Origin of the sequence: Chryseobacterium lathyri (genome assembly GCF_019970085.1) — a bacterium.
Lineage (GTDB): Bacteria > Bacteroidota > Bacteroidia > Flavobacteriales > Weeksellaceae > Chryseobacterium > Chryseobacterium lathyri.
In genome coordinates, this window is the sequence record NZ_JAHXYG010000001.1 from 132,298 (window position 1) to 152,320 (window position 20,023).

At 38.0% G+C, this 20,023-nt stretch carries 18 protein-coding genes; 7 read left to right on the forward strand and 11 right to left on the reverse strand.

Annotated features, from left to right (window positions below):
• Nucleotides 1-34 precede the first annotated feature (34 nt).
• The 4 genes from LC418_RS00580 (at nt 35) to LC418_RS00595 (ending at nt 2,845) form a co-directional block, all read left to right on the forward strand.
• Entirely contained in the window at nt 35-487 is a 453-nt protein-coding gene (locus LC418_RS00580) for a FixH family protein (RefSeq protein WP_223557731.1), read from the forward strand.
• The gene (locus tag LC418_RS00585; RefSeq protein ID WP_111958521.1) at nt 478-1,233 is read left to right on the forward strand and encodes a sulfite exporter TauE/SafE family protein; all 756 of its coding nucleotides are present in this window, start codon (nt 478-480) and stop codon (nt 1,231-1,233) included. The genes LC418_RS00580 and LC418_RS00585 overlap by 10 nt, the downstream gene beginning before the upstream one ends.
• Nucleotides 1,234-1,249: 16 nt before the next feature.
• A complete protein-coding gene (locus LC418_RS00590) occupies nt 1,250-1,990 on the forward strand; it encodes a hypothetical protein (RefSeq protein ID WP_223557732.1) in 741 nt (246 codons plus the stop codon).
• Between the two features lie 78 nt (nt 1,991-2,068).
• Nucleotides 2,069-2,845 carry a hypothetical protein gene (locus tag LC418_RS00595; protein WP_223557733.1) on the forward strand — a complete coding sequence of 259 codons (777 nt, stop codon included), beginning with the start codon at nt 2,069-2,071 and terminating at the stop codon, nt 2,843-2,845.
• A 79-nt stretch (nt 2,846-2,924) separates the two neighbouring features.
• Here LC418_RS00595 and serS read toward each other — a convergent pair whose 3' ends face one another.
• From serS to LC418_RS00640, 9 genes are all read right to left on the reverse strand, one after another.
• Nucleotides 2,925-4,193, reverse strand: a complete 1,269-nt coding sequence (gene serS, locus LC418_RS00600; RefSeq protein WP_223557734.1) for a serine--tRNA ligase — start codon at nt 4,191-4,193, stop codon at nt 2,925-2,927.
• 66 nt (nt 4,194-4,259) lie between these two features.
• Nucleotides 4,260-4,769 carry a hypothetical protein gene (locus LC418_RS00605; protein ID WP_223557735.1) on the reverse strand — a complete coding sequence of 170 codons (510 nt, stop codon included), beginning with the start codon at nt 4,767-4,769 and terminating at the stop codon, nt 4,260-4,262.
• 26 nt (nt 4,770-4,795) lie between these two features.
• A complete protein-coding gene (locus tag LC418_RS00610) occupies nt 4,796-6,040 on the reverse strand; it encodes an oligosaccharide flippase family protein (RefSeq protein ID WP_223557736.1) in 1,245 nt (414 codons plus the stop codon).
• Entirely contained in the window at nt 6,037-7,173 is a 1,137-nt protein-coding gene (locus LC418_RS00615; protein ID WP_223557737.1) for a glycosyltransferase family 4 protein, read from the reverse strand. Before LC418_RS00615 ends, LC418_RS00610 begins: the two co-directional genes overlap by 4 nt.
• Before the next feature lie 378 nt (nt 7,174-7,551).
• The gene (locus tag LC418_RS00620) at nt 7,552-8,040 is read right to left on the reverse strand and encodes a hypothetical protein (protein ID WP_111958507.1); all 489 of its coding nucleotides are present in this window, start codon (nt 8,038-8,040) and stop codon (nt 7,552-7,554) included.
• A 102-nt stretch (nt 8,041-8,142) separates the two neighbouring features.
• Nucleotides 8,143-8,928, reverse strand: coding sequence for a (Fe-S)-binding protein (locus LC418_RS00625; RefSeq protein ID WP_111958505.1), 786 nt, complete (start codon nt 8,926-8,928; stop codon nt 8,143-8,145).
• 71 nt (nt 8,929-8,999) lie between these two features.
• Entirely contained in the window at nt 9,000-10,343 is a 1,344-nt protein-coding gene (locus LC418_RS00630) for a 4Fe-4S dicluster domain-containing protein (protein WP_223557738.1), read from the reverse strand.
• 7 nt (nt 10,344-10,350) lie between these two features.
• Nucleotides 10,351-11,301: an MlaD family protein gene (locus LC418_RS00635; protein ID WP_111958719.1), complete on the reverse strand. Its 951-nt coding sequence runs from the start codon at nt 11,299-11,301 to the stop codon at nt 10,351-10,353.
• 126 nt (nt 11,302-11,427) lie between these two features.
• Nucleotides 11,428-13,581, reverse strand: a complete 2,154-nt coding sequence (locus tag LC418_RS00640) for a peptidylprolyl isomerase (protein WP_223557739.1) — start codon at nt 13,579-13,581, stop codon at nt 11,428-11,430.
• A gap of 260 nt (nt 13,582-13,841) precedes the next feature.
• Between LC418_RS00640 and lon the strand changes: the two genes are divergently transcribed.
• Nucleotides 13,842-16,247, forward strand: coding sequence for an endopeptidase La (gene lon / locus LC418_RS00645; protein WP_111958499.1), 2,406 nt, complete (start codon nt 13,842-13,844; stop codon nt 16,245-16,247).
• Nucleotides 16,248-16,486: 239 nt separating this feature from the next.
• On the forward strand, nt 16,487-17,599 hold the full coding sequence (locus LC418_RS00650) for an AI-2E family transporter (protein ID WP_111958497.1): 1,113 nt from the start codon (nt 16,487-16,489) through the stop codon (nt 17,597-17,599).
• A 66-nt stretch (nt 17,600-17,665) separates the two neighbouring features.
• Here LC418_RS00650 and LC418_RS00655 read toward each other — a convergent pair whose 3' ends face one another.
• Nucleotides 17,666-17,905 carry a bacteriocin-like protein gene (locus LC418_RS00655; RefSeq protein WP_223557740.1) on the reverse strand — a complete coding sequence of 80 codons (240 nt, stop codon included), beginning with the start codon at nt 17,903-17,905 and terminating at the stop codon, nt 17,666-17,668.
• A gap of 157 nt (nt 17,906-18,062) precedes the next feature.
• Here LC418_RS00655 and LC418_RS00660 point away from each other — a divergent pair, with 157 nt between their 5' ends.
• Nucleotides 18,063-18,440, forward strand: a complete 378-nt coding sequence (locus LC418_RS00660; RefSeq protein ID WP_111958493.1) for a DoxX family protein — start codon at nt 18,063-18,065, stop codon at nt 18,438-18,440.
• A gap of 97 nt (nt 18,441-18,537) precedes the next feature.
• Here LC418_RS00660 and LC418_RS00665 read toward each other — a convergent pair whose 3' ends face one another.
• Nucleotides 18,538-19,896 (reverse strand): acyl-CoA dehydrogenase family protein, encoded by a 1,359-nt coding sequence (locus tag LC418_RS00665; protein WP_223557741.1) that lies wholly within the window; start codon nt 19,894-19,896, stop codon nt 18,538-18,540.
• Between the last annotated feature and the right edge of the window lie 127 nt (nt 19,897-20,023).

Here is a 20,023-nt window from a genome sequence, read left to right on the forward strand (position 1 = left end):
ATGAGGTTCAAAACAGATAAAAAAACCGGAAGAAATGAAAAACTTTAGCTGGGGACACGGTGTAGTCATTGCATTATTTGCATTCATTGTTTTTATATTATCGATGCTATTTCTTTTCCCGAACGGGCAGAAAAATTCTGAAATGGTAACCGATAATTATTATGAAGAGGAACTTAAGTACCAGGATGTCATTGATGCCAAGAAAAGAGCTGACGACCTGCAGGAAAAGCCGGTATACAGCCAGGAAAAAAACGGAATTAAGATTACTTTTCCAAAAGAATACAATAATACCAATACTACGGTAAAGTTTGTTTTAAACAGAACCGACGATCAGAATTTAGACATAAAAAAATCTGTACAGCTTGATGCCGCTCAGTCTTTTTTTATACCGGGACAGGTATTAAAAGCAGGAAATTATACCCTGAGACTTATGTGGACGAAAGACAAAACAGACTATAGAATGGATTATGATGTGATATGGAAATAGGACTTATTTTATCGGCAATTGCATTAGGATTTGCTTCCGGTTTTCACTGTATCGGAATGTGCGGGCCTATTGCTTTATCGATGGGGTTGACAAAGAAACAGGCTACTAATTTCTATCTTCAAAATTTAACCTATCAGTTCGGCAGGATTTTCACTTATTCTTTATTAGGTGCCATATTGGGAATTGTAGGAGAAGGTTTTGAAATGGCTGGCTTCCAGCAGTATCTTACGATCGTTGCAGGAATTCTTTTGATTATCATGGCTTTGTTTTCATTTGGAGGAAAAGATTTTGCCTCTAAGATTCCTTTTCTTTCTAAATTTCTCTTTTCAGTAAAATCAAATTTAGGAAAGCTGCTTCAGAAAGCAGATTACCGCTCAAGATTTACAACCGGGCTTCTTAACGGCTTTCTTCCGTGCGGGATGGTTTATATGGCTCTTACAGCCAGCCTGGCAGCCGGAGGAATATGGCAGGGAGCTTCATATATGGCTTTATTCGGACTCGGGACACTCCCATTCATGTTTGCTGTAGTTCTTGCCGGCAATCTCATGAATCAGGCTTTTAGAATTAAAATTTTAAAAGCAGTTCCTGTTATTATGATTATTTTAGGAGGATTATTTATTCTGAGAGGCCTTGAACTGGGAATTCCTTATATTTCACCGAGAGCCGAAGCTATGACGATTTCTAAAGATCATAACGGCAATTGCCACATTGAAGGCCACGACCATAGCTCAAGCAACTGTCATTAAATAGCTAACTAATTCCATGAAAAATATCCTTTTTTTATTCATTGCAGGTCTTTTTGTTCTGCAATCATGTATTATTAACTCTGAAATTGTCTATCACAAAGATGCTGCATCAACTTCTGTTACAGACATCGATATAAGACAGTTTATTTCCGAAATGAAAACTATGACTCCCGATTCTCTGAAACAGCAGAAAGAATTCGGAGAAATGGACAAGTTGCCAACGATTTGGACAAGTTTTCTGGATGTTCAGAAGCAAAGTGGCAAGCCGCAGACTACAGATCCCGATTCGATAAGACTCATGAAAAAGATCTTCATGAAAATGAACAAGGAAAATAATGAGCCGGCCGGACTTTCCTTAAAAATGGATCACTTTACCCAAGCGGACTATCAGATGTTGAAAAGCTATAACAAGAAGGAAAAACTTCCGCTGGATCAGAATATTTTCAATAACTGGGACGGACAAACATTAACGATCAACACGGAAAATTTTAATCTTAAAAACATTGAAGAAACTCTTAAAAGCAAAGCTTCTAAAGACGAGGCTGAAAAAGTGGAAGGAATGGTTACCATTTTTTTTAAAAGTATAGAAACAACCCTGAAATTTGAAAACAAAATAAAATCTATCACCGGAAAACATGATTGGGTAAAACAAACCGATAATTATACCGTTAAAATTGATTACGATCTTAAAGCGATGTATGATAAAGAGGCCAAACTCAGGAATGCCGATAAAAAAATTGTTATCGTTACAGAATAAAAAACGGGCTGAAATTTCAGTCCGTTTTTGGTTGGTATCTGTTTTGTAATACATAAGAGAACACAAAAAATTTCAGTAATGATTAAACAGATAAATTTTTTATGGGCTGCCATCCTTGTCATAGTTCTCCAGTCCTGCTCTATCAATACAGAAACTACCTATTACAAAGATTCTGCTACCAGCATGCAGTCTAATATCCTGATGGATAAAAGTGTAATGGGAATGATGAGCATGATGGGTTCTGATCCAAAGAAACTGAGCGACTTGGATAAATTGCCTACCGACTGGACAAGTCTTTATAATGTTCAGAAGCATGGAAAAATAACTCTTAATGAGGATTCGGTGAAGGTGCTGAAAAAAGTCTATATGAAAGTGGATAAAGATAAAAACGAGATCATAGGCCTTTCCTTGAAGTATGATAAACTTATGCCCGCAGAAATTACTCAGCTTCTGGCCAGCGACAAACGTCTGAAAAAGATCCCCTTACAGGACATTGCAGTCTGGAATGGTAAATCTCTGATTATTAATACTGATAAATTTAATTCTGATGGAATTCTCAAAATGCTGGAAGAAAAGGAAACAGAAGAAAAAACAGTTCCTAAAACCAAAAGTGATTCCATTGAGGCCTATGGCAAACAAATGGCTTCCGGAATGGCAGGAATGCTGAGAATGTTCAATCTTACATTTTCCAACAGGCTTAAATTTCAGAAACCCATCAAAAGTATTGAGGGCAAGCACGATTTCGTAAAACAGATCGATAACAAAACGGTTGAAATTGTTGTAAGATCCAATGACCTTGTAGATGGCAAAAACCTTGTCAATAAGGATAAGAAAGTGGTTATTACTACTGAATAATTGACCTCTAAAACCCAATATAAAATCCCCTTCCAAAAATGAAAGGGGATTATTATTATACTGAAATTGAAATATAATTTTAGTTAATCAGATCGAATCTCGCATATTCTGCAATCTTCTTAGGAATTCTGATTCCTTCAGCGGTCTGGTTGTTTTCAAGCAATGCAGCCATAATCCTTGGAAGGGCCATTGCAGAGCCATTCAGCGTATGAACCAACTGAGATTTCCCTTCTGTTTTGAAACGGCATTTCAGACGGTTCGCCTGGAAAGTTTCAAAATTAGATACAGAGCTTACTTCAAGCCACATTTCCTGTGCAGCACTCCAAACTTCAAAGTCATAGGTCATTGCTGATGTGAATCCCATATCACCACCACAAAGTCTCAACACCCTGAACGGAAGCTCAAGATCTGTAAGAATTTCCTTGATGTGCTCCACCATTTCCTCCAGCGCAGCATAAGAGTTCTCAGGCTTTTCAAGTCTTACAATCTCTACTTTTTCGAACTGGTGAAGACGGTTCAGCCCTCTTACATGAGCCCCGTAACTTCCAGCCTCTCTTCTGTAGCATTGAGAGAAAGCTGTATTTTTGATAGGAAGATCCTTTTCTTCAAGCAATACGTCACGGTAAAGGTTCGTTACAGGAACTTCAGCTGTTGGGATAAGATAAAGATCATCCAAACCAATGTGGTACATCTGTCCTTCTTTGTCAGGAAGCTGTCCTGTTCCGTATCCTGAAGCCTCATTAACCACATGAGGAGGATTAACCTCCATATAGCCTTTTTCCACATTCTTATCCAGGAAATACTGAACCAAAGCTCTCTGAAGCCTTGCCCCTTTTCCTAAATAAACAGGAAAACCTGCTCCAGCGATTTTTACCCCAAGTTCAAAATCAATCAGATTATATTTTTTGGCAAGCTCCCAGTGAGGGATCGCTCCTTCTCCAAGTCCTTCTACATCGTGAGACTGGAAAATATTCTCGTTGTCTTCTGCAGAAGCTCCACTTTTCACTAATTCAAACGGAATATTGGGAATCTGGTATAAAATATCCAGTAAAGCTTTTTCAGTTGCATCTAATTGGGATTGCAGTTCTTTACTCGACTCTTTGAATTGTGCTGTTTTAGATTTTGCAGACTCCGCTTCTTCTTTTTTTCCTTCTTTCATCAAAAGTCCAATTTCTTTGGAAATTTTGTTGATCTCGGCAAGCTGGGAATCTAATTCAAACTGTATTCTTTTTCTTTCGTCGTCGGCAGCAACAGCGTCGTCTACCAACCCAAGATTCTTGAATTGTCTTTTTTTAAGACCTTCTAAAACGCGTTCTTTATTGTCGCGCAAAAAATTGACTTGTAACATTTTATTGAGATGTTAAATATTAGATGTTAACTTAAAAAGCTAAGCTAACAGTTTTGCAAATTTAAATTATTTTATGATAGTAATGGTATTTATAGCATTGGGTGCATCTGCAGTCTTGGTAAATACGACTTGGTTATTGTAACGAACTTCCGAGACCTGAAATACCGACGGTGTCCAACGATATTTAATCTCCATTGAATCAACAGTAGTTATCACCACATTGTTCTCTGTTCTACTCAATGCGAATGCCAATTTAGAATGATATGTTCTGTTATCGGGGCTTAATGAGTCCAATGTTCTTCTTTTTGCTCCCCTTAAATATTCAAAGTAGTATATGGAGTCTGTGGTTACTTTAAGGGGTACAGATACCGGAGCCACGTCCGCAACACCAAAAGCATCATTAACCGCATAGGAAGAATAGGAACCTGTCTTTTTTGCATTCAGCAGATCCTGTCCCGCACTGTTTTTTACATAAATATTCAGAACCTGATCAATTCTCTGTAAAGAATCGTCATCGCTTCCGCAACTAACGAACGCAAAAAGCACAAACAATAATCGAAAACCCGAATTCTTCATAAGACAAAGGTAATAAAGATTTGTAATTAAGGAAGTTTCTTCAGATACAAAAAGAAAAAAATAAGATAAAACAAACCTGATATAAGTATTGTTGATGTCATGGCAATACCCATCCCTAAAGTTCCATATACAGGTATTAATAAATATGCAGCCACTGCAAGGAAAATAAGAGAAGCTATGCCCACCCAGGTATTGATTTCTACTTTACCCACTGCCGGAAGAAGATTCCCATAAAGATTTCTGGTTAACATTCCTATATTGAATCCTATTAATAAAACCATCAATAACTCCGAATTATCAATATATGCAGTTCCGAAAAAATATTTTAAGATGTAGCGATCAAAAAACATAAAGAAAATAAATATACCAATACAAACTGGTACAAATACTTTGTGGAAATTAATTACATAAGATTTTAAAAATGTTTTATTCTGATAGTTTTTAGAGAGCAATGGTAAATCGCTTTGCAAAAAACTAATGGCTAAAAAGGTGATATTGGATGGTATCAGAATGGCAACACGATAATTGGCAACAGCAGTTTCATTCATTAAAAACCCAAGCAAAAGAATGTCTAGAGAGAACATAGTGTCGGAAATAAGAGATGTTGCCGCTGTAAATGCACCATACCTCCACATTTCCCTGTAATTTTTAGGAATGAACTGATGAAATGAATAAATCTCTTTGTTCAGCCAAAACAATGAAAGATATGGTGTGATGGCAATGGCAATCAGGTAACCATAAAACTTAAAGAAATAAGTGAGAATAAGAATTAAAACTAATCCTCCGATATTAACCACATTATTAACTTTTGCAAATATCCGGTTCTTACCCGTAATCCGGTAAAAAACCTGAATATGGCTCACAAAATAATATCCCGCCAATCTTACCACACCAAAACAGAAAATAATAAAGATATTTTCATACTTTTTATAATAAAAAAGAGAAACACATAAAAATAAAATGATCAACAAAATTTCAAAGAACAGCCCTTTGAAAAAAAAGTAGGAGGAAATTTTCCGTTTTTCAGTCTCGTCAGTTGAAATTGATCCGAACCGCATTAAACTCTGTCCGCTTCCAAAACCTGTAAACGGCATAAAAATGGTAAGTACCGAAAGAGCAATACTTAATACTCCAAATTCATTTTCAGAAAGCAACCTGATTACCAATAAATTTCCTGCAAATCCACAAATTTTAGCAATCAGGAAAGATAAAAAAACGTAATGCCCTTGATTATTAAAAAAGCTTCTCAAAAAATCTTTCAAGCTTTTCATGGCTTCTTATTTTTACAAATATTTTCATAAACTTCAGAAAACTTCCGGCCAATAATTTCTTCTGAAAAAGTATCTTTTGCATATTGAGACAGTAAAGAAACACTTTCATTTTTAGGCTCTTCTAAAATTAGACTCATTGCAGAAAACAACTGTTCTTCATCTACCTTTGGAAGTAAAATGCCCGCATTTTCAGGAAAAAATTCGCTGATTCCACCAACATTTGTTGATATCACCTTAAGACCACAGGCAAATGCCTCTGCAATTACACAAGGCTGATTTTCGTCATCGCTAAAAAGAATGAAACAATCGGATTTTTGCATTCGCTCAGCAACTTGGGCTATAGTTTGTATTCCAAAAATTTCTATTCTATCTTCAGCTTTTGCATTTCTTACTTCGTCTTTCAAAGTGTCAATATTCCCATCACCTCCCAACTGTAAATTAAACCGATATCCTTTTGACAAGAGCTTTAATGCAACCTTTAATATTTTATCTGAGTTCTTTCTGGGAATCAAATTGGAGACATGGATAAATGTAAAATCAGAACCTGATTTTATTACCGGCTTAAAAAGGTTAGTATTAACCACATTGGGAATAACTTTCATTTCAGTGGTTATACCAATTTTCTTTAGTCCTTTTTCTAAATCACCACTCACAGGCAATATCTTCTCTGCAGCGTTTCCAATGATTTTGGCAATCAATTTTGTAATAAAAGGAGTGCGATTACGATTTACTTCCCTCAACGCTGTCCAATGTTCAGTAACTACAAACGGAATTTTAAATTTCTTCTTTAGATAAACAGCAAAAAGCATAGAATTATGCATTACATTAGCATGCACCAAATCCGGTTTCTGCATTTTATGATAGCCTTTTTTATACGCCTGCATTCTCCGTAAAAAATTCTGAACAGGATTTTTTGAGTTTTTATAATAAATAATACAGGTCCTGATACCGTTTATCGTCCGATCATCCTCCAGAAACTTTTGCTTTTGATTAAAATCACCAATGGCATGAACTATTTCAACATCATGTATTTTTGCCACAGCCTCAGCGTGACGCTGAACAAAATTTCCATTCGTAGGCTCTATTTTATTGGGAAACCATGATGAGATAAACAGTATTTTTTTCCTTTCCAAAATTTTATCTAGATGTATATTCACGTAAAGTCATTAATCGACCTTCAAATAATGGTTAAAATTAGTGAATTCCTATCTTTAATCCGAATAATTCCCAAAAATATCAGCATAATTAAAGGAAGTTAGCATACCATTAATGTTCAACGTATAATAATTCATTAATGACAGATTAAATACTTCCGCAGGAGCAAATTCTGTAATCCTTTCGGGTATGCAAATCAAGGATAATGTGAGATAAGAGCTGTTTCTATTACAGTAGCCCCCAGCAGGAGTACCAAACAAAAGAACCTTACATTGAAGACTTTATAAAGACTGTTTTCAACAGAAAACGGCCTAAGGCTTCAATCTAAAGTTCTGATCGATTGATTTTATATTCGCTTAAGCTATACCTGCAGCCCAGCTTTTTTCCAATGGCAGTAAAAAGTGGCTTAAAAAGTCCAGGTATGTATTTTTAGAGAAGTCAAAAACCTGGATGTCTTTTGGCAGTTCACCGCTTCTCAGCTGAGATTTAAAATCCTGAAGCTTCAATGTTTTTACCTCCCCGTCTTGTACAAAGCTGGCTTTCATCCTGTCGAAAAGTCCAAGCTGGTATTCTTCATCAATTTCGCGCATGATCTTCCCTAAGGCGTCAATACTGCAGCCTGAAGCCATTTCTTTCTCTTCATCCACGCAAACCACGATAAATTGATTTTTTTCAATTTTAAAGGATGAAGAAAGCGGTTTTCCGTGTGCCGCCCAGGTCGCCAGGAAATCGAAAAGCTTTTCGGTAATGGCCTTAGCTTCTTTGGTTTCAAAAGGTCTGGATGCCGGGTATATAATAACTCTGTAGTCGCTGGTTTCTACTATGCTGGATTCTTCAATTTTCATATCCTGTCAATTTTAAAGTATAAAATTAAGAAATATTCCTGATTTTATGATAAAGAAAAAACCCAGACACGAGCCTGAGTTTTTTCTTATTTTCTGCTGTTCTTACAGATCTTCAGCTTCTGCAAGAAGTTCTACAATATCTTTTACAGCTACTTCTGTATTTTTATTAAAATGTTTTACACCGTCCGTCATCATTGTGTTACAGAAAGGGCATCCTGTAGCAATGACTTTTGGCTCGAAAGACAAAGCTTCTTCTGTTCTTTCGATATTGATGTCTTTATTCCCTTTTTCTGGTTCTTTAAACATCTGTGCACCTCCTGCTCCACAACATAAACCATTGGTTTTGCAGCGTTTCATTTCAACAAGTTCTGCATCCAGTTTTTCAAGGAGCATTCTTGGAGCTTCATATTCGCCGTTGGCTCTTCCAAGGTAGCAAGGATCATGGAAAGTGATTTTTTTCCCTTTAAAGGCACCTCCTTCTATCTTCAGCCTTCCTTCCTCCATCAAAGTTTTAAGGAACTGAGTATGGTGAACGACTTCAAAGTGACCTCCAAGGCTTGGATATTCATTTTTCAGGGTATTGAAACAGTGAGGGCAGGCAGTGACGATCTTTTTCACTTCATAAGCATTCAGGACCTCAATATTAGTAAGGGCCATCATCTGAAAAACAAATTCGTTTCCTGCTCTTTTTGCGGGATCCCCGGTACAGCTTTCTTCCTGTCCAAGTACGGCAAATTCAACTCCTATTTTGTTTAATATCTTGCAAAATGCTTTTGTAATTTTTTTGGCGCGGTCGTCAAAACTTCCGGCACATCCAACCCAAAATAAAACTTCCGGGGCCTTTCCTTCGGCAGCATATTCTGCCATTGTTTTTATATTGAAATCCATTTTCTCAAATTTACGAATATGCCAATGTACCAGTTTACCAATGAATTGCTACATTGTTACATTATTTTACATTAATTCTCATTTGCCCAATTCAGACGGTCTGCCTGGTTATACTGCCAAGGAGCAGCATTGTTTTCTACATTTGTCATCATCAGATTCAGTTCCTGAGGGGCAGCGGACTGTTCCATCACAAGGAATCTTCTCATTTCGAAAATGATAGAAAGCGGATCCAGCAATACCGGACATGCTTCTGTACATGCATTACATGTGGTACAAGCCCAAAGCTCTTCTTTGGTAATATAATCATTCAGAAGCTTCTTACCGTCGTCTTCGAATTTTCCGTTCTTGTCTATATTTCGTCCTACTTCTTCGATCCTGTCTCTTGTTTTCATCAGAATCAGTCTCGGAGAAAGTTTTTTACCTGTAATATTAGCCGGACATACGGCAGTACATCTTCCGCATTCTGTACAGGAGTATGCATTAAGCAACTGCACCTGGTTAAGATCAAATATATCTTCTGCTCCAAATTTAGACGGAACATCTGCTGTTTCGCCTTCAGCCGGTGCAGCATAAGGATCTGTGTTAGGATCCATCATCAGTTTGATCTCCTTGGTGACAGAATCCAGGTTATTGAATTTTCCTTTTTTCTCAAGGTTCGCAAACCATGTGCTTGGAAAAGCTAAAATAATATGAAGGTGTTTTGAGTAATAAAGGTAGTTCATGAAGAAAAGAATCCCCACAAAGTGGAACCACCATGCAAATCTTTCAATAAAAACCAAGAAGCCATTGTCAAAACTAAACACTTCTAAGAATGGAACAAAAAGCATCTGGCTAATCGGGAAAGAACCTATATGATGAAAACCTTCTGCATTTCTAGCCTGCAAAACAGATTCTGAGGCATTCATACTGAAGAAAGCTACCATTAGAGCAAACTCTATGATCAGAATCCAGTTGGCATCGTTTTTAGGCCAGCCAAAAAGCTCTTTCATATTAAGTCTTTTAACGCCATAGAAATTTCTTCTGATAAAGAAAATAACTACTCCGATGATTACTAAAAGAGCCAGTACTTCTAATGTTGCCGTAAAGAAGCTGTAGAAACTATTTCCGAAAATGGAAGCCAAAAACCTGTGAGTTCCAAAGATCCCATCAACAATAATTTCTATCAATTCAATGTTGATAATAACAAAACCCACATATACAAAAAGATGGAGGATACCCGCTACAGGACGTTTTACCATTTTGCTCTGGCCCATCGCCACTCTGGCCATGGTTTCCCAGCGCTCAGCTTTTCTGTCACTTCTATTGATTTCCCTTCCTAACCTGATATTTCTATAAATCTTTTGCAGGCTTTTTGCAAACAGCCCGAATCCTGCAATTAATAAGATCAGAAAAATAATGTTATCAATGTACTGCATAAGGTGATTAGTCTTTATTATTCTTACCGAAAACTGAGAAATTGATGTATCTCTTAGGATTTGCTTTCATGTCTTCAATCAATGAATTCAGGTTAGTGGAAGCAGAGTTCAGGTTATTGTAAAGCTGCTCGTCCTTCATTAATTTCCCTAAGCTTCCCTGTCCGTTATCGACACCTGCTATTACCTGGTTAAGTTTTCCTACGGTAGCGTCCAAATTAGCAATTGTCGCATTCAGTCTTTTAGTATCAATGCTTTCTGCAAGGTTCCCGTATTTATCTAATGTCACCTTTCCGCTTTGCATGGTAAGGCTTGCATCGTCAAGTACTTTTTGAAGTTTAGGATCGTTATGTCCCACAAGAGTATTTACACTTCCTGCTGTAGTCTGCAAAGCACCTACCGTCTTATTAAGATTGGCAAGCAGCGCCCTGATTTCTTCTCTGTTTTGTGCATTGACCACTTGGTTTGCATTCGCCATCAAAGAGTCTACTCTGTACAGAACAGTCTGCAACTGATCTTTAACAGGACCTACCTGAGAAGAAAGGCTTCCTAATGTTCCCAGTTTGAAAGATCCCTGAAGCGTATCACCGTCTTTTGCAGTTGGACCTCCATACATCAGGTTTACTCTCATTTCTTTTCCTGACATCAGGCCTGGTTCAAAGATTTCAAGGGTTGAATTTTTGGAAAATTCGAATTTGTCATCTACCGTAATTTTCACCACAAAACTGATCTTTCCGTCTTTTGCTGTTCTAGGAATGATTTTATCAACCTGACCTACTTTCAAACCATTAATGGAAACCGCAGATGACTGCGCAAGCCCTTCCACATTATCGTATTTTGCGTAAAATATATTATCGGTAGTAAAAAGACTTCTGCCTTTCATGAATTGAAACAACACCACAAAGCCTACAATAGCTATAAGTGCAATCACACCAGCTTTTAATTCTTTACTGAACTTCACTTGCTAAATTTTTTCTAATGAGCAAATATAACACATTTTAAATTAATCTTTTTCTTTATTGTTCTGCGTTAAATACAAAAAAGCGGCAGAAAATTCTGCCGCTTTTATATCTGTAAAATTAAAATCTTACTGCTGCTGATTTCCCAGCTTGTTCCAGATTTCAATTCTGTAATCTTTGATATCTGCATTATCCTGAAGACTCTTCATCCAAGCCTGTCCGAACATACTTGCACTTCTCTGGGTAATAGATTCTGTAAACTGCTTAAGGTCACCCGGCTGCTTGTTCACTGTTTCTGATTTTTTGATCAATACATAAACTCCTGTTCCTCCTTCAATAGGGTTAGAAAGCTTACCTTTTGCAACTCCAAAAGCAGCACCTGCAACTTTAGGTTCCATAGCACCGGCTACTGAAGGGTTAAGCATATTAACCTGAGCAGATTGTTTTGTTGAAGCAAACAGTTTTGCGATCTGGTCTAAGTTTGAAGCTTTAGCTCCGGCAATTTTATCAGAGATCTGTTTAGCCGCCAATTTATTTTTAACGACCACCTCGATCTGATCTCTTACAGATTCAGGATCTGCAAGACCTGCTTCCTGTTTTCCGTTAAGATATGCTACGATTTTATCTCCTGTTCCTTCTACAGTAAAGAATTCTGTATCTCCTTTAGTTCTTTTCTTATCGAATGCCCATGCCAGGATTTCTCCGTCTTTATCTGTCCCAAGTCCCTGAAGCTGCCCGTCGAATCTTTTAGCGGCTTTAGGATTAGAGAACTGATAGTTTCCTTTTTTAGCAATATTCACGAAATCGTTGAAAGATTTCCCCTGAACCTGCTGAATGAATCTTCTTGCTTTTTTATCAGATTCAGCTTCTGTAGCATCTGAAGGTTTAACTTCTTTTACAAGGTTAGCTACCTTATAGCTCATAGCACCGGCTTTTTTATCTTCAATATTGATGATATGGTATCCGAACTGTGTTTCTACCACTCCTGTAGCGCCTTTAGGGTTATTTGCCAGATAGGTAAGGAACTCAGGAACGAAAGGTGTTTCCGGGGTTGTCCAGCCTAAACTTCCACCTTGTGCTGCAGAGTTAGGATCGTTAGAAAGTTTCAGGAATTCCGTAAATTTAGCAGGAGTAGCCTTCACAATAGCTCCGATAGAGTCTGCCAATTTCTTAGCCTGCTCCTTAGATCTTGTTACACCCTGTCCTGCAGGGCTTCCTTTGAAAGCGATAAGAATATGTCTTGACAATGTAGAATCTGAAGTCTTTTTATCCAAAAGCTTCGACACTACATAGAAATTTTGTTCTTTGTAGGGCCCAAAAGTCTGTCCGATAGCTGCAGTTGCAATTTGTCCCTGAATTGTCTGAGGCAATTGGGCAGGCGCTGAATATTGATTGTTGAAAGGCATATCAGAATTAGCCATCACGAACATAGAGTCGTTCTTTGTATTCTGGAAGTTCTCTGTTCCTCCGCTTGCATCCGTACCACCTGAGAAAAGCTTATTGATCTCTTTCTGAGCCGCAGCATCATCTGCCGGGCTAGGCTTAGAAGGGAAATATACAATTCCGATGTTTCTGCTTGGCTCCGCTTTAAACATGACAGGGTGTTGCTTGATATAGTTTTCAAGGTCTGCCGTAGTAACGTTAATTTTTGTTTTTTGAAGGTATGCTGCATAGTCGATCTTTACAAAATCGATAACAGCCAGCTGGTCTCTCTGCTTCATAAGCTCTTCAGCTTCTTTTTTGCCAGTAGTGATTCCCGCTGAAATATTAGTAAACACCTGTCTTGCCATCAGTCTGTATTCCACAGTTTTTCTGGTCTTCAGCCATTGGTTGTAGCCTTCCGGGTTGGTGTTCTTTAATGTTTCAATTTCTTTTTTAAGCTCTTGAGTTTTAAAATTACCTTTCTCATCAAAGAACTGTTGGTTTTGAGCGAACATCTGATCATACTGGATCTGATTCCAGAAATAATCATCAGTCATTTCAAAGCCCAATTTCTCAAATTGTTGTTTGATAAGTTTAGATTGTACAAGTAACTGCCAAGCCTGCTCTTCAAGTCCCGTTTTTGGACGGCCCTGTTGCTCAGCCTGCTGCTGCAGTACGAAAAGCTGATCATTGAACTCTTCGCGGGTGACTTTCTCACCGTTTACTTTTCCTAAAACATCAGGATTTTTTCCAAAAACCTTGTCGATGCTGTCGGGATTTACCAGAAACGCTAAAAGCGCCAATGCGATCACTCCCATCAAAAGCCAAGGCTTACTCCTAATCTGTCCTAAAATTGCCATTTTATATATTATAGTTTTTTATCAGTTTGCGAAAATACACATTTTTAAGAAATTAGAGAAGCAGAACTCCTTTATTTTAATTTTTAAAATGAAAGATTACTAAAAAAAGGAAATTTTGACCATATTTTTTAGCAAAAAACAAATGGCATAGGTATTGTGCAATTTAGAGAACTATAATACGCTGCACGTTTTCAGCGCATATTGTAAAATATCATTTTAACGATTTAAAACGAAGATGACAATTTGTCATTTGATTAACTATGACAGAATTTGAAGATATTAGTTTAGAGGAAATGATCAGCGATGGGTTTGACATTGTAGCCGAGGAGATCAATCTTTCAGACTTTTCGGAGACTGATAAAAATTCCGAACAGAGAATATTCCCTATACTTCCCGTAAGAAATATGGTCATGTTTCCGAATGTGGTAATTCCTATTACTGCAGGAAGAAAAACATCGATACAGCTTCTTGAAGAAGCACAGAAAAATGGTGAGTTCATTGGAATCGTGAGCCAGAAAAACTCAGATTTGGAGCAACCAGCCGAGAAAGATATGTACCAGACCGGTACATTGGCAAAAATCATCAAAATCATCAAACTTCCTGAAGGCAATATTACAGCTATTACTAAAGGTTTCCACAGATTTAAAATAAAAAGAATCGTAGAAAGCCGGCCTTATTTCAAAGCTGAAATCACAAAACTGAAAGATTCCAGGCCAAAAAATAAGGAAGAATATGAGGCTTTACTTGAGAATATCAAAGATCTAGCCTTGAAAATAATCGAGCTGGACCCTAATATTCCAAATGCGGCCAATTTCGCCATCAAAAACATCAATAATAATGATGATCTTCTGAATTTCATCTGCACTAATGCAAGCTTTCCTTCTACGGAAAAACAAAAGCTGCTTGAGGAGAAAAGCCTTATGGAAAGGGCCAACAAGTGCTATGAGATGATGCATGAGGATTTCAGAAAACTGGAACTGAGAAACCAGATTCATCAGAAAACATCAAAGGATCTTGACAAACAGCAGAGAGAATATTTTCTGAATCAGCAGATCAGAACCATTCAGGATGAACTGGGAGGCGGCCCGGAAAGCGATGTCGAGGATCTTATCAATAAGGCAAGAAGAAAAAAGTGGAATCAGGAAGTGGAAGATCATTTCCAGAAAGAGATCAGCAGACTGCAGCGCCAAAACCCGAATTCGCCGGACTATAACGTTCAGAGAAATTATCTTGATTTCTTCACAGATCTTCCGTGGGAAACCTATACAAAAGATGTTTTTGATATTGCCAAGGCTGAAAAAACTTTAGACAAAGCTCATTTCGGACTGGAAGATATTAAGAAAAGAATTCTGGAGCACATGGCTGTTTTAAAGCTAAAAAACAACATGAAATCCCCTATTCTTTTACTTGTAGGGCCTCCGGGAGTAGGAAAAACATCTTTAGGAAAATCGGTTGCTGATGCCCTGGGAAGAAAATATGTAAGATTATCTCTGGGTGGACTTCATGACGAAAGTGAAATCCGTGGACACAGAAAAACATATATTGGAGCCATGGCAGGAAGAATCCTGCAATCTATCAAAAAAGCAGGCACTTCCAATCCGGTAATCGTTCTTGATGAAATTGACAAAATCGCTCAGGGGCTTCACGGTGACCCAAGCTCTGCCCTTTTGGAAGTTCTTGATCCTGAACAGAATAAATCTTTCTATGACAATTTCCTGGAAATGGGTTACGATTTGTCTAAAGTGATGTTTATCGCTACGGCAAATTCATTGTCTACGATCCAGACGCCATTGTTAGACAGGACGGAGATCATTCAGATCGCCGGATATACGATGGAGGAAAAAACAGAGATTGCAAAGAGACATTTGATCAAAAAACAGCAGGAAGAAAACGGTTTGGATGCGAAATCATTCAAACTCGGAAATTCTGAACTTAAACATATCATTGAAGCACACACTTCAGAAAGCGGTGTAAGAACCCTGGAAAAAAGGATTGCATCCATTGCAAGATGGGTTGCCCTTCAGACCGCTTTAATGAAAGAATATGACCCAAGGATCACTATTGAAAAAATAGATGAGATTCTTGGTGTTCCAAGACCGAAAAGCCTGTCTGAAATCACCGGGGTGCCTGGTGTAGTTACAGGTCTTGCATGGACCAGTGTGGGTGGAGATATTTTATACATTGAAAGTATTTTAAGTAATGGAAAAGGAGGTCTTACCATGACCGGAAATCTGGGTACCGTTATGAAAGAATCTGCAACCATCGCCTTGGAATATATCAAAGCTAAACATGACGAGCTTGGAATAGCGCAGGAAGAGCTGGATAAGAAAAACATCCACGTTCACGTCCCGGAAGGGGCAACACCGAAAGACGGGCCGTCTGCAGGTATTGCTATGCTAACGTCAATGGTTTCTTCATTCAAAAATAAGAAAGTAAAACCTCATCTTGCGATGACGGGTGAAATTACGTTAAGAGGAAAAGTACTTCCTGTAGGCGGAATCAAAGAAAAGCTTCTTGCAGCCACGAGAGCAGGAATAAAAGAGGTAATTCTTTGTGAAGCGAACAGAAAAGATGTGGAAGAGATCAAAAAAGATTATCTGAAAAACCTGACTGTACATTATGTGAACAGAATGGAGGAAGTAGTCGACTTTGCGATCGAAAAATAATTCAGAACATATCAACTCTCAATAAGGAAACGCATCTCAGATTATATTTGAGGTGCGTTTTTTGTCATTAAGTTCAGCTACAAAAGCACAAAAAAATAATTGAGATTAACTTTTAAAAAACACGTACCACACGACACTGTCCTATGGCTTCTCTTTTAAAAAGAATTATGTTAATTAAACCAAAACACGTCTTTAATTAGACGGGTTTTCTTATTTTTATGCAACAGATTTGAAAAATTATGAATTTTCTTCGACTTCCTTTTCTTGTTAACCTTACGCTTGTAGTTATTTCCATCATTGGCTTGGGTTACCTGCTGGCACTCGGGCAGAGCATATTAGCCCCTTTCTTCTTAGCTTTTTTAATGGCCATGCTCTTTCTTCCCGCCGCCACTTTCATGGAAAGAAAATTAAGATTTCCAAGATCTATATCAACAATGACTTCGGTTTTTGTGATGCTGGCTATCTTATCCGGGCTTATTTATTTTTTCGGATCACAACTTTCTGATTTCAGCAAAGACATTCCCCACCTAAGGGATCAGGTGACGACTGTTTTCAGTAATCTGCAGCACTGGATTTCAAAAACCTTCAATGTAAAGATAGATGAGCAGCTGGATTATATTAACCAGGGCTTGAATAAGCTGCTTTCCTCCTCGGGAGTAATCCTTGGCTTTACTTTCGGGATATTTTCAAGCGGTTTTGGCTTTATCGTATTTTTCACCTTGTTCTTTATTTTTATTTTAAATTACAGAAGGGTTCTTAATAATTTCATTGTAACCGTTTTTAACGAAAAACATAAAGCAAGTGTGCAGGAAGTGGTTAACGAGATCAGAGTCATGACGAAAAAATATATTTTCGGGCTTTGTCTGCAGGTTTTGATTGTTTCAATGCTCTGCACCATCCTTCTTACTGTTTTAGGAATAAAATATGCCATACTCCTGGCTATTTTGACAGGCTTATTAAATGTAATTCCTTATCTGGGAATATGTATCTCCCTCTTAATATCATGTTTTATTGCCTTTGCAACAGGCGCCCCTTCTACCTGTGTATACGTAGCAATCGGGTATATTGCCATACATATCATTGACGGAAATATTGTCCTTCCGTTTGTTGTAGGTTCAAAAGTAAAGATCAATGCTCTGTTTTCCTTCATCGGAATTATTTTAGGCGAACATCTTTGGGGGATCGCAGGAATGTTCCTCTGCATTCCGGCTATTGCAATCATTAAAATTATTTTTGAAAGAGTAGACGGCTTAAAGCCATGGGGCAAGCTGCTCGGGGAAGAAGAAAAGCCGAATAAAAAGAAAAAGAGCTACAAGATTTCTAAGAATATCACATTGAAGGAAATGGATTGACCATTGACAATGAGTTATTACAAATAAAAAAAGCTGCCTCCATTGAGACAGCTCCTATAGTTGATCTTATAGTGCGCACAATGGGCTCATTCCGCTTGGACAGGTCTGGTTACACGGAATATATGCATGGCTATCAGGGCAATATCCCAAATCTTCGCCACCACCACCTGGACCACCTAAACACGGGTCTCCCGGTGGAATGATACACGGGCAGCCTTCCGGTCCTATATCACAGATAGGAGGTTTTCCTCCGCCATGAACTTTCTTTAAACTCTCACGATTTAATTTTTGAAGATTTTTCAGCATAATACGATTGTTTAGTTTTGATTTGTATAACAAATATATTAAATGAAATTAGAAATTATTCCAAACATAGGGATAAATCTGAAATATTAACAAATTTTAATAAAAACAGACTTACGAATAGCATTTTTGTTTTACATTTGATATAAAATCAACAATTATGAAAATCGTAAAATTTATCTTTGCCCTTCTTTTCGGGCTTATGTTTATCAATGCCGGATTAAACAAATTCTTTAATTATATGCCAATGGAAAAGCCAACGCCTGAGCAAATGAAACTTTTTGCCGCATTTGGAGAAATTCACTGGCTGATGCCTCTGGTGGGAATTGTAGAAGTTGTTGGCGGGCTATTATTTATTTTCCCAAAAACAAGAGCATTAGGAGCCATTGTCATTTTACCCGTAATGGTGGGAATTGTGGTTCACGTATTCACAATAGACAAATCTACCATGGGAATGTCCATCGCAGGAGCTCTGTTCCTGATTAATCTTTGGATGATTATTGATAACAGGGAGAAATACAAGGCTTTGATTAGCTAGGAAGTTATTGATGAATGGTGAATTATCAATTAGCTTCGCTGTCAATTTTATATCCTGCGATACTCAGTAATGACAATTCACCATTCACATTAAAAATCTATACAAATGCACTGAATCCTGTAATTGATCTTCCTACAATCAGTGAATTGATTTCTTTTGTTCCTTCGTAAGAATAAATGGCTTCGGCATCTGCCACAAATCTTGCCACGTCATACTCAAGAAGAATACCGTTTCCACCCATCACTTCTCTCGCCCTGGAAACAATATCTCTGGTTCTCAAAGTACAGAAAACTTTGGCCAGAGACGCATGTTCATCCTTTAAAATTCCTTCATCCTGCATTTCCGAAAGCCGGAAGACCATAGTCTGCATGGCAGTAAGGTTGGAAAGCATTTCCACAAGATGTCCCTGGATCATCTGGAATGAAGCAATAGGTTTTCCGAACTGTTCTCTGGTTCTGGTATACTGTAGTGCACTTTCATAGGCCCCTCTTGCACAGCCTGTAGCCATCCATGCCACTCCTGCCCTGGTCATACGCAGAACTTTTCCGGTATCTTTAAATGAATTTGCATTCTGGAGGCGGTTTTCTTCGGTAACCAGGCAATCAGTTAAAGTGATTAATCCGTTTTGAACGATCCTTAATGCCATTTTCCCTTTTATCTTTTCTACGGAATAGCCCGGATTATCTTTTTCCACAATGAAGCCCTTCACTTCACCGCTGTCCAGATCTCTTGCCCAGATAATGACAAGATCAGCAAATGTTGCATTCCCGATCCATTTCTTTTGTCCATTGAGAATCCAGCCTTGCTCTGTTTTTTTACAGGTAACGGTAAGACCGCCTGCTGCTCCGGACCCTACTTCAGGTTCTGTGAGGCCGAAAGCACCTATTTTTTCGAATTTCTGCATCTGGGGAAGCCACTTCTGCTTCTGCTCCTCTGATCCGCAGATGTAAATAGATCCCATCGCCAGCCCTGACTGCACACCAAAAAACGTAGCAATAGAGGCATCAATTCTCGCCATTTCCATGGCAATGACACCTTCCATCAGAAAGGGCATTCCCGGACAGCCATACCCTTCATAGGTTACACCACAGATATTCAGTTTCTGAAATTTCGGAATGAGTTCAAAAGGAAATTCATCCCTCAGCCAATAATGATTGACCAAAGGTTTCACTTCTTTTTCCATAAACGCTCTTACTTTAAGCTGAATCTCCCGTTGTTCCGGAGTAAGCGTATGGTAGATGTCGTAAAAATCACCATCAATGGGAGGAAGCTCCCGTTTTTTCTTATTGGGATCAAGCATTTTCATCATTCCGTTCAGCTGTTTATCATCCAGCTTGGAGAAATTCTGCATTAGCTTAGGCAGATCAACTTTTTGAGAAATAGCACTCAGCTGGTCAAAATCTATAGATCTGAATAATTCTATCGCGTTTCTGATTTTGGAAAAAGTATTTGACATAGTAATGTTTTGTGGGATTGATTTGTAAAAGTTAAGCAAAAACTGCTCCGAAAACAAGTCATTCTATGAGGTCTCATTTTACAAAACACTCATTCACAGCAAATTAAAACTGAATATTTCTTTACAA

What these genes read in the sequence shown, in the direction of transcription:
- LC418_RS00630 (WP_223557738.1), bottom strand. Translation starts at nt 10,343, where the DNA reads ATGCAGTACATTGATAACATTATTTTTCTGATCTTATTAATTGCAGGA.
- LC418_RS00595 (WP_223557733.1), top strand. Translation starts at nt 2,069, where the DNA reads ATGATTAAACAGATAAATTTTTTATGGGCTGCCATCCTTGTCATAGTT.
- LC418_RS00655 (WP_223557740.1), bottom strand. Translation starts at nt 17,905, where the DNA reads ATGCTGAAAAATCTTCAAAAATTAAATCGTGAGAGTTTAAAGAAAGTT.
- LC418_RS00620 (WP_111958507.1), bottom strand. Translation starts at nt 8,040, where the DNA reads ATGAAAATTGAAGAATCCAGCATAGTAGAAACCAGCGACTACAGAGTT.
- LC418_RS00580 (WP_223557731.1), top strand. Translation starts at nt 35, where the DNA reads ATGAAAAACTTTAGCTGGGGACACGGTGTAGTCATTGCATTATTTGCA.
- LC418_RS00665 (WP_223557741.1), bottom strand. Translation starts at nt 19,896, where the DNA reads ATGTCAAATACTTTTTCCAAAATCAGAAACGCGATAGAATTATTCAGA.
- LC418_RS00590 (WP_223557732.1), top strand. Translation starts at nt 1,250, where the DNA reads ATGAAAAATATCCTTTTTTTATTCATTGCAGGTCTTTTTGTTCTGCAA.
- LC418_RS00625 (WP_111958505.1), bottom strand. Translation starts at nt 8,928, where the DNA reads ATGGATTTCAATATAAAAACAATGGCAGAATATGCTGCCGAAGGAAAG.
- LC418_RS00640 (WP_223557739.1), bottom strand. Translation starts at nt 13,581, where the DNA reads ATGGCAATTTTAGGACAGATTAGGAGTAAGCCTTGGCTTTTGATGGGA.
- serS (WP_223557734.1), bottom strand. Translation starts at nt 4,193, where the DNA reads ATGTTACAAGTCAATTTTTTGCGCGACAATAAAGAACGCGTTTTAGAA.
- LC418_RS00605 (WP_223557735.1), bottom strand. Translation starts at nt 4,769, where the DNA reads ATGAAGAATTCGGGTTTTCGATTATTGTTTGTGCTTTTTGCGTTCGTT.
- LC418_RS00660 (WP_111958493.1), top strand. Translation starts at nt 18,063, where the DNA reads ATGAAAATCGTAAAATTTATCTTTGCCCTTCTTTTCGGGCTTATGTTT.
- lon (WP_111958499.1), top strand. Translation starts at nt 13,842, where the DNA reads ATGACAGAATTTGAAGATATTAGTTTAGAGGAAATGATCAGCGATGGG.
- LC418_RS00650 (WP_111958497.1), top strand. Translation starts at nt 16,487, where the DNA reads ATGAATTTTCTTCGACTTCCTTTTCTTGTTAACCTTACGCTTGTAGTT.
- LC418_RS00585 (WP_111958521.1), top strand. Translation starts at nt 478, where the DNA reads ATGGAAATAGGACTTATTTTATCGGCAATTGCATTAGGATTTGCTTCC.
- LC418_RS00610 (WP_223557736.1), bottom strand. Translation starts at nt 6,040, where the DNA reads ATGAAAAGCTTGAAAGATTTTTTGAGAAGCTTTTTTAATAATCAAGGG.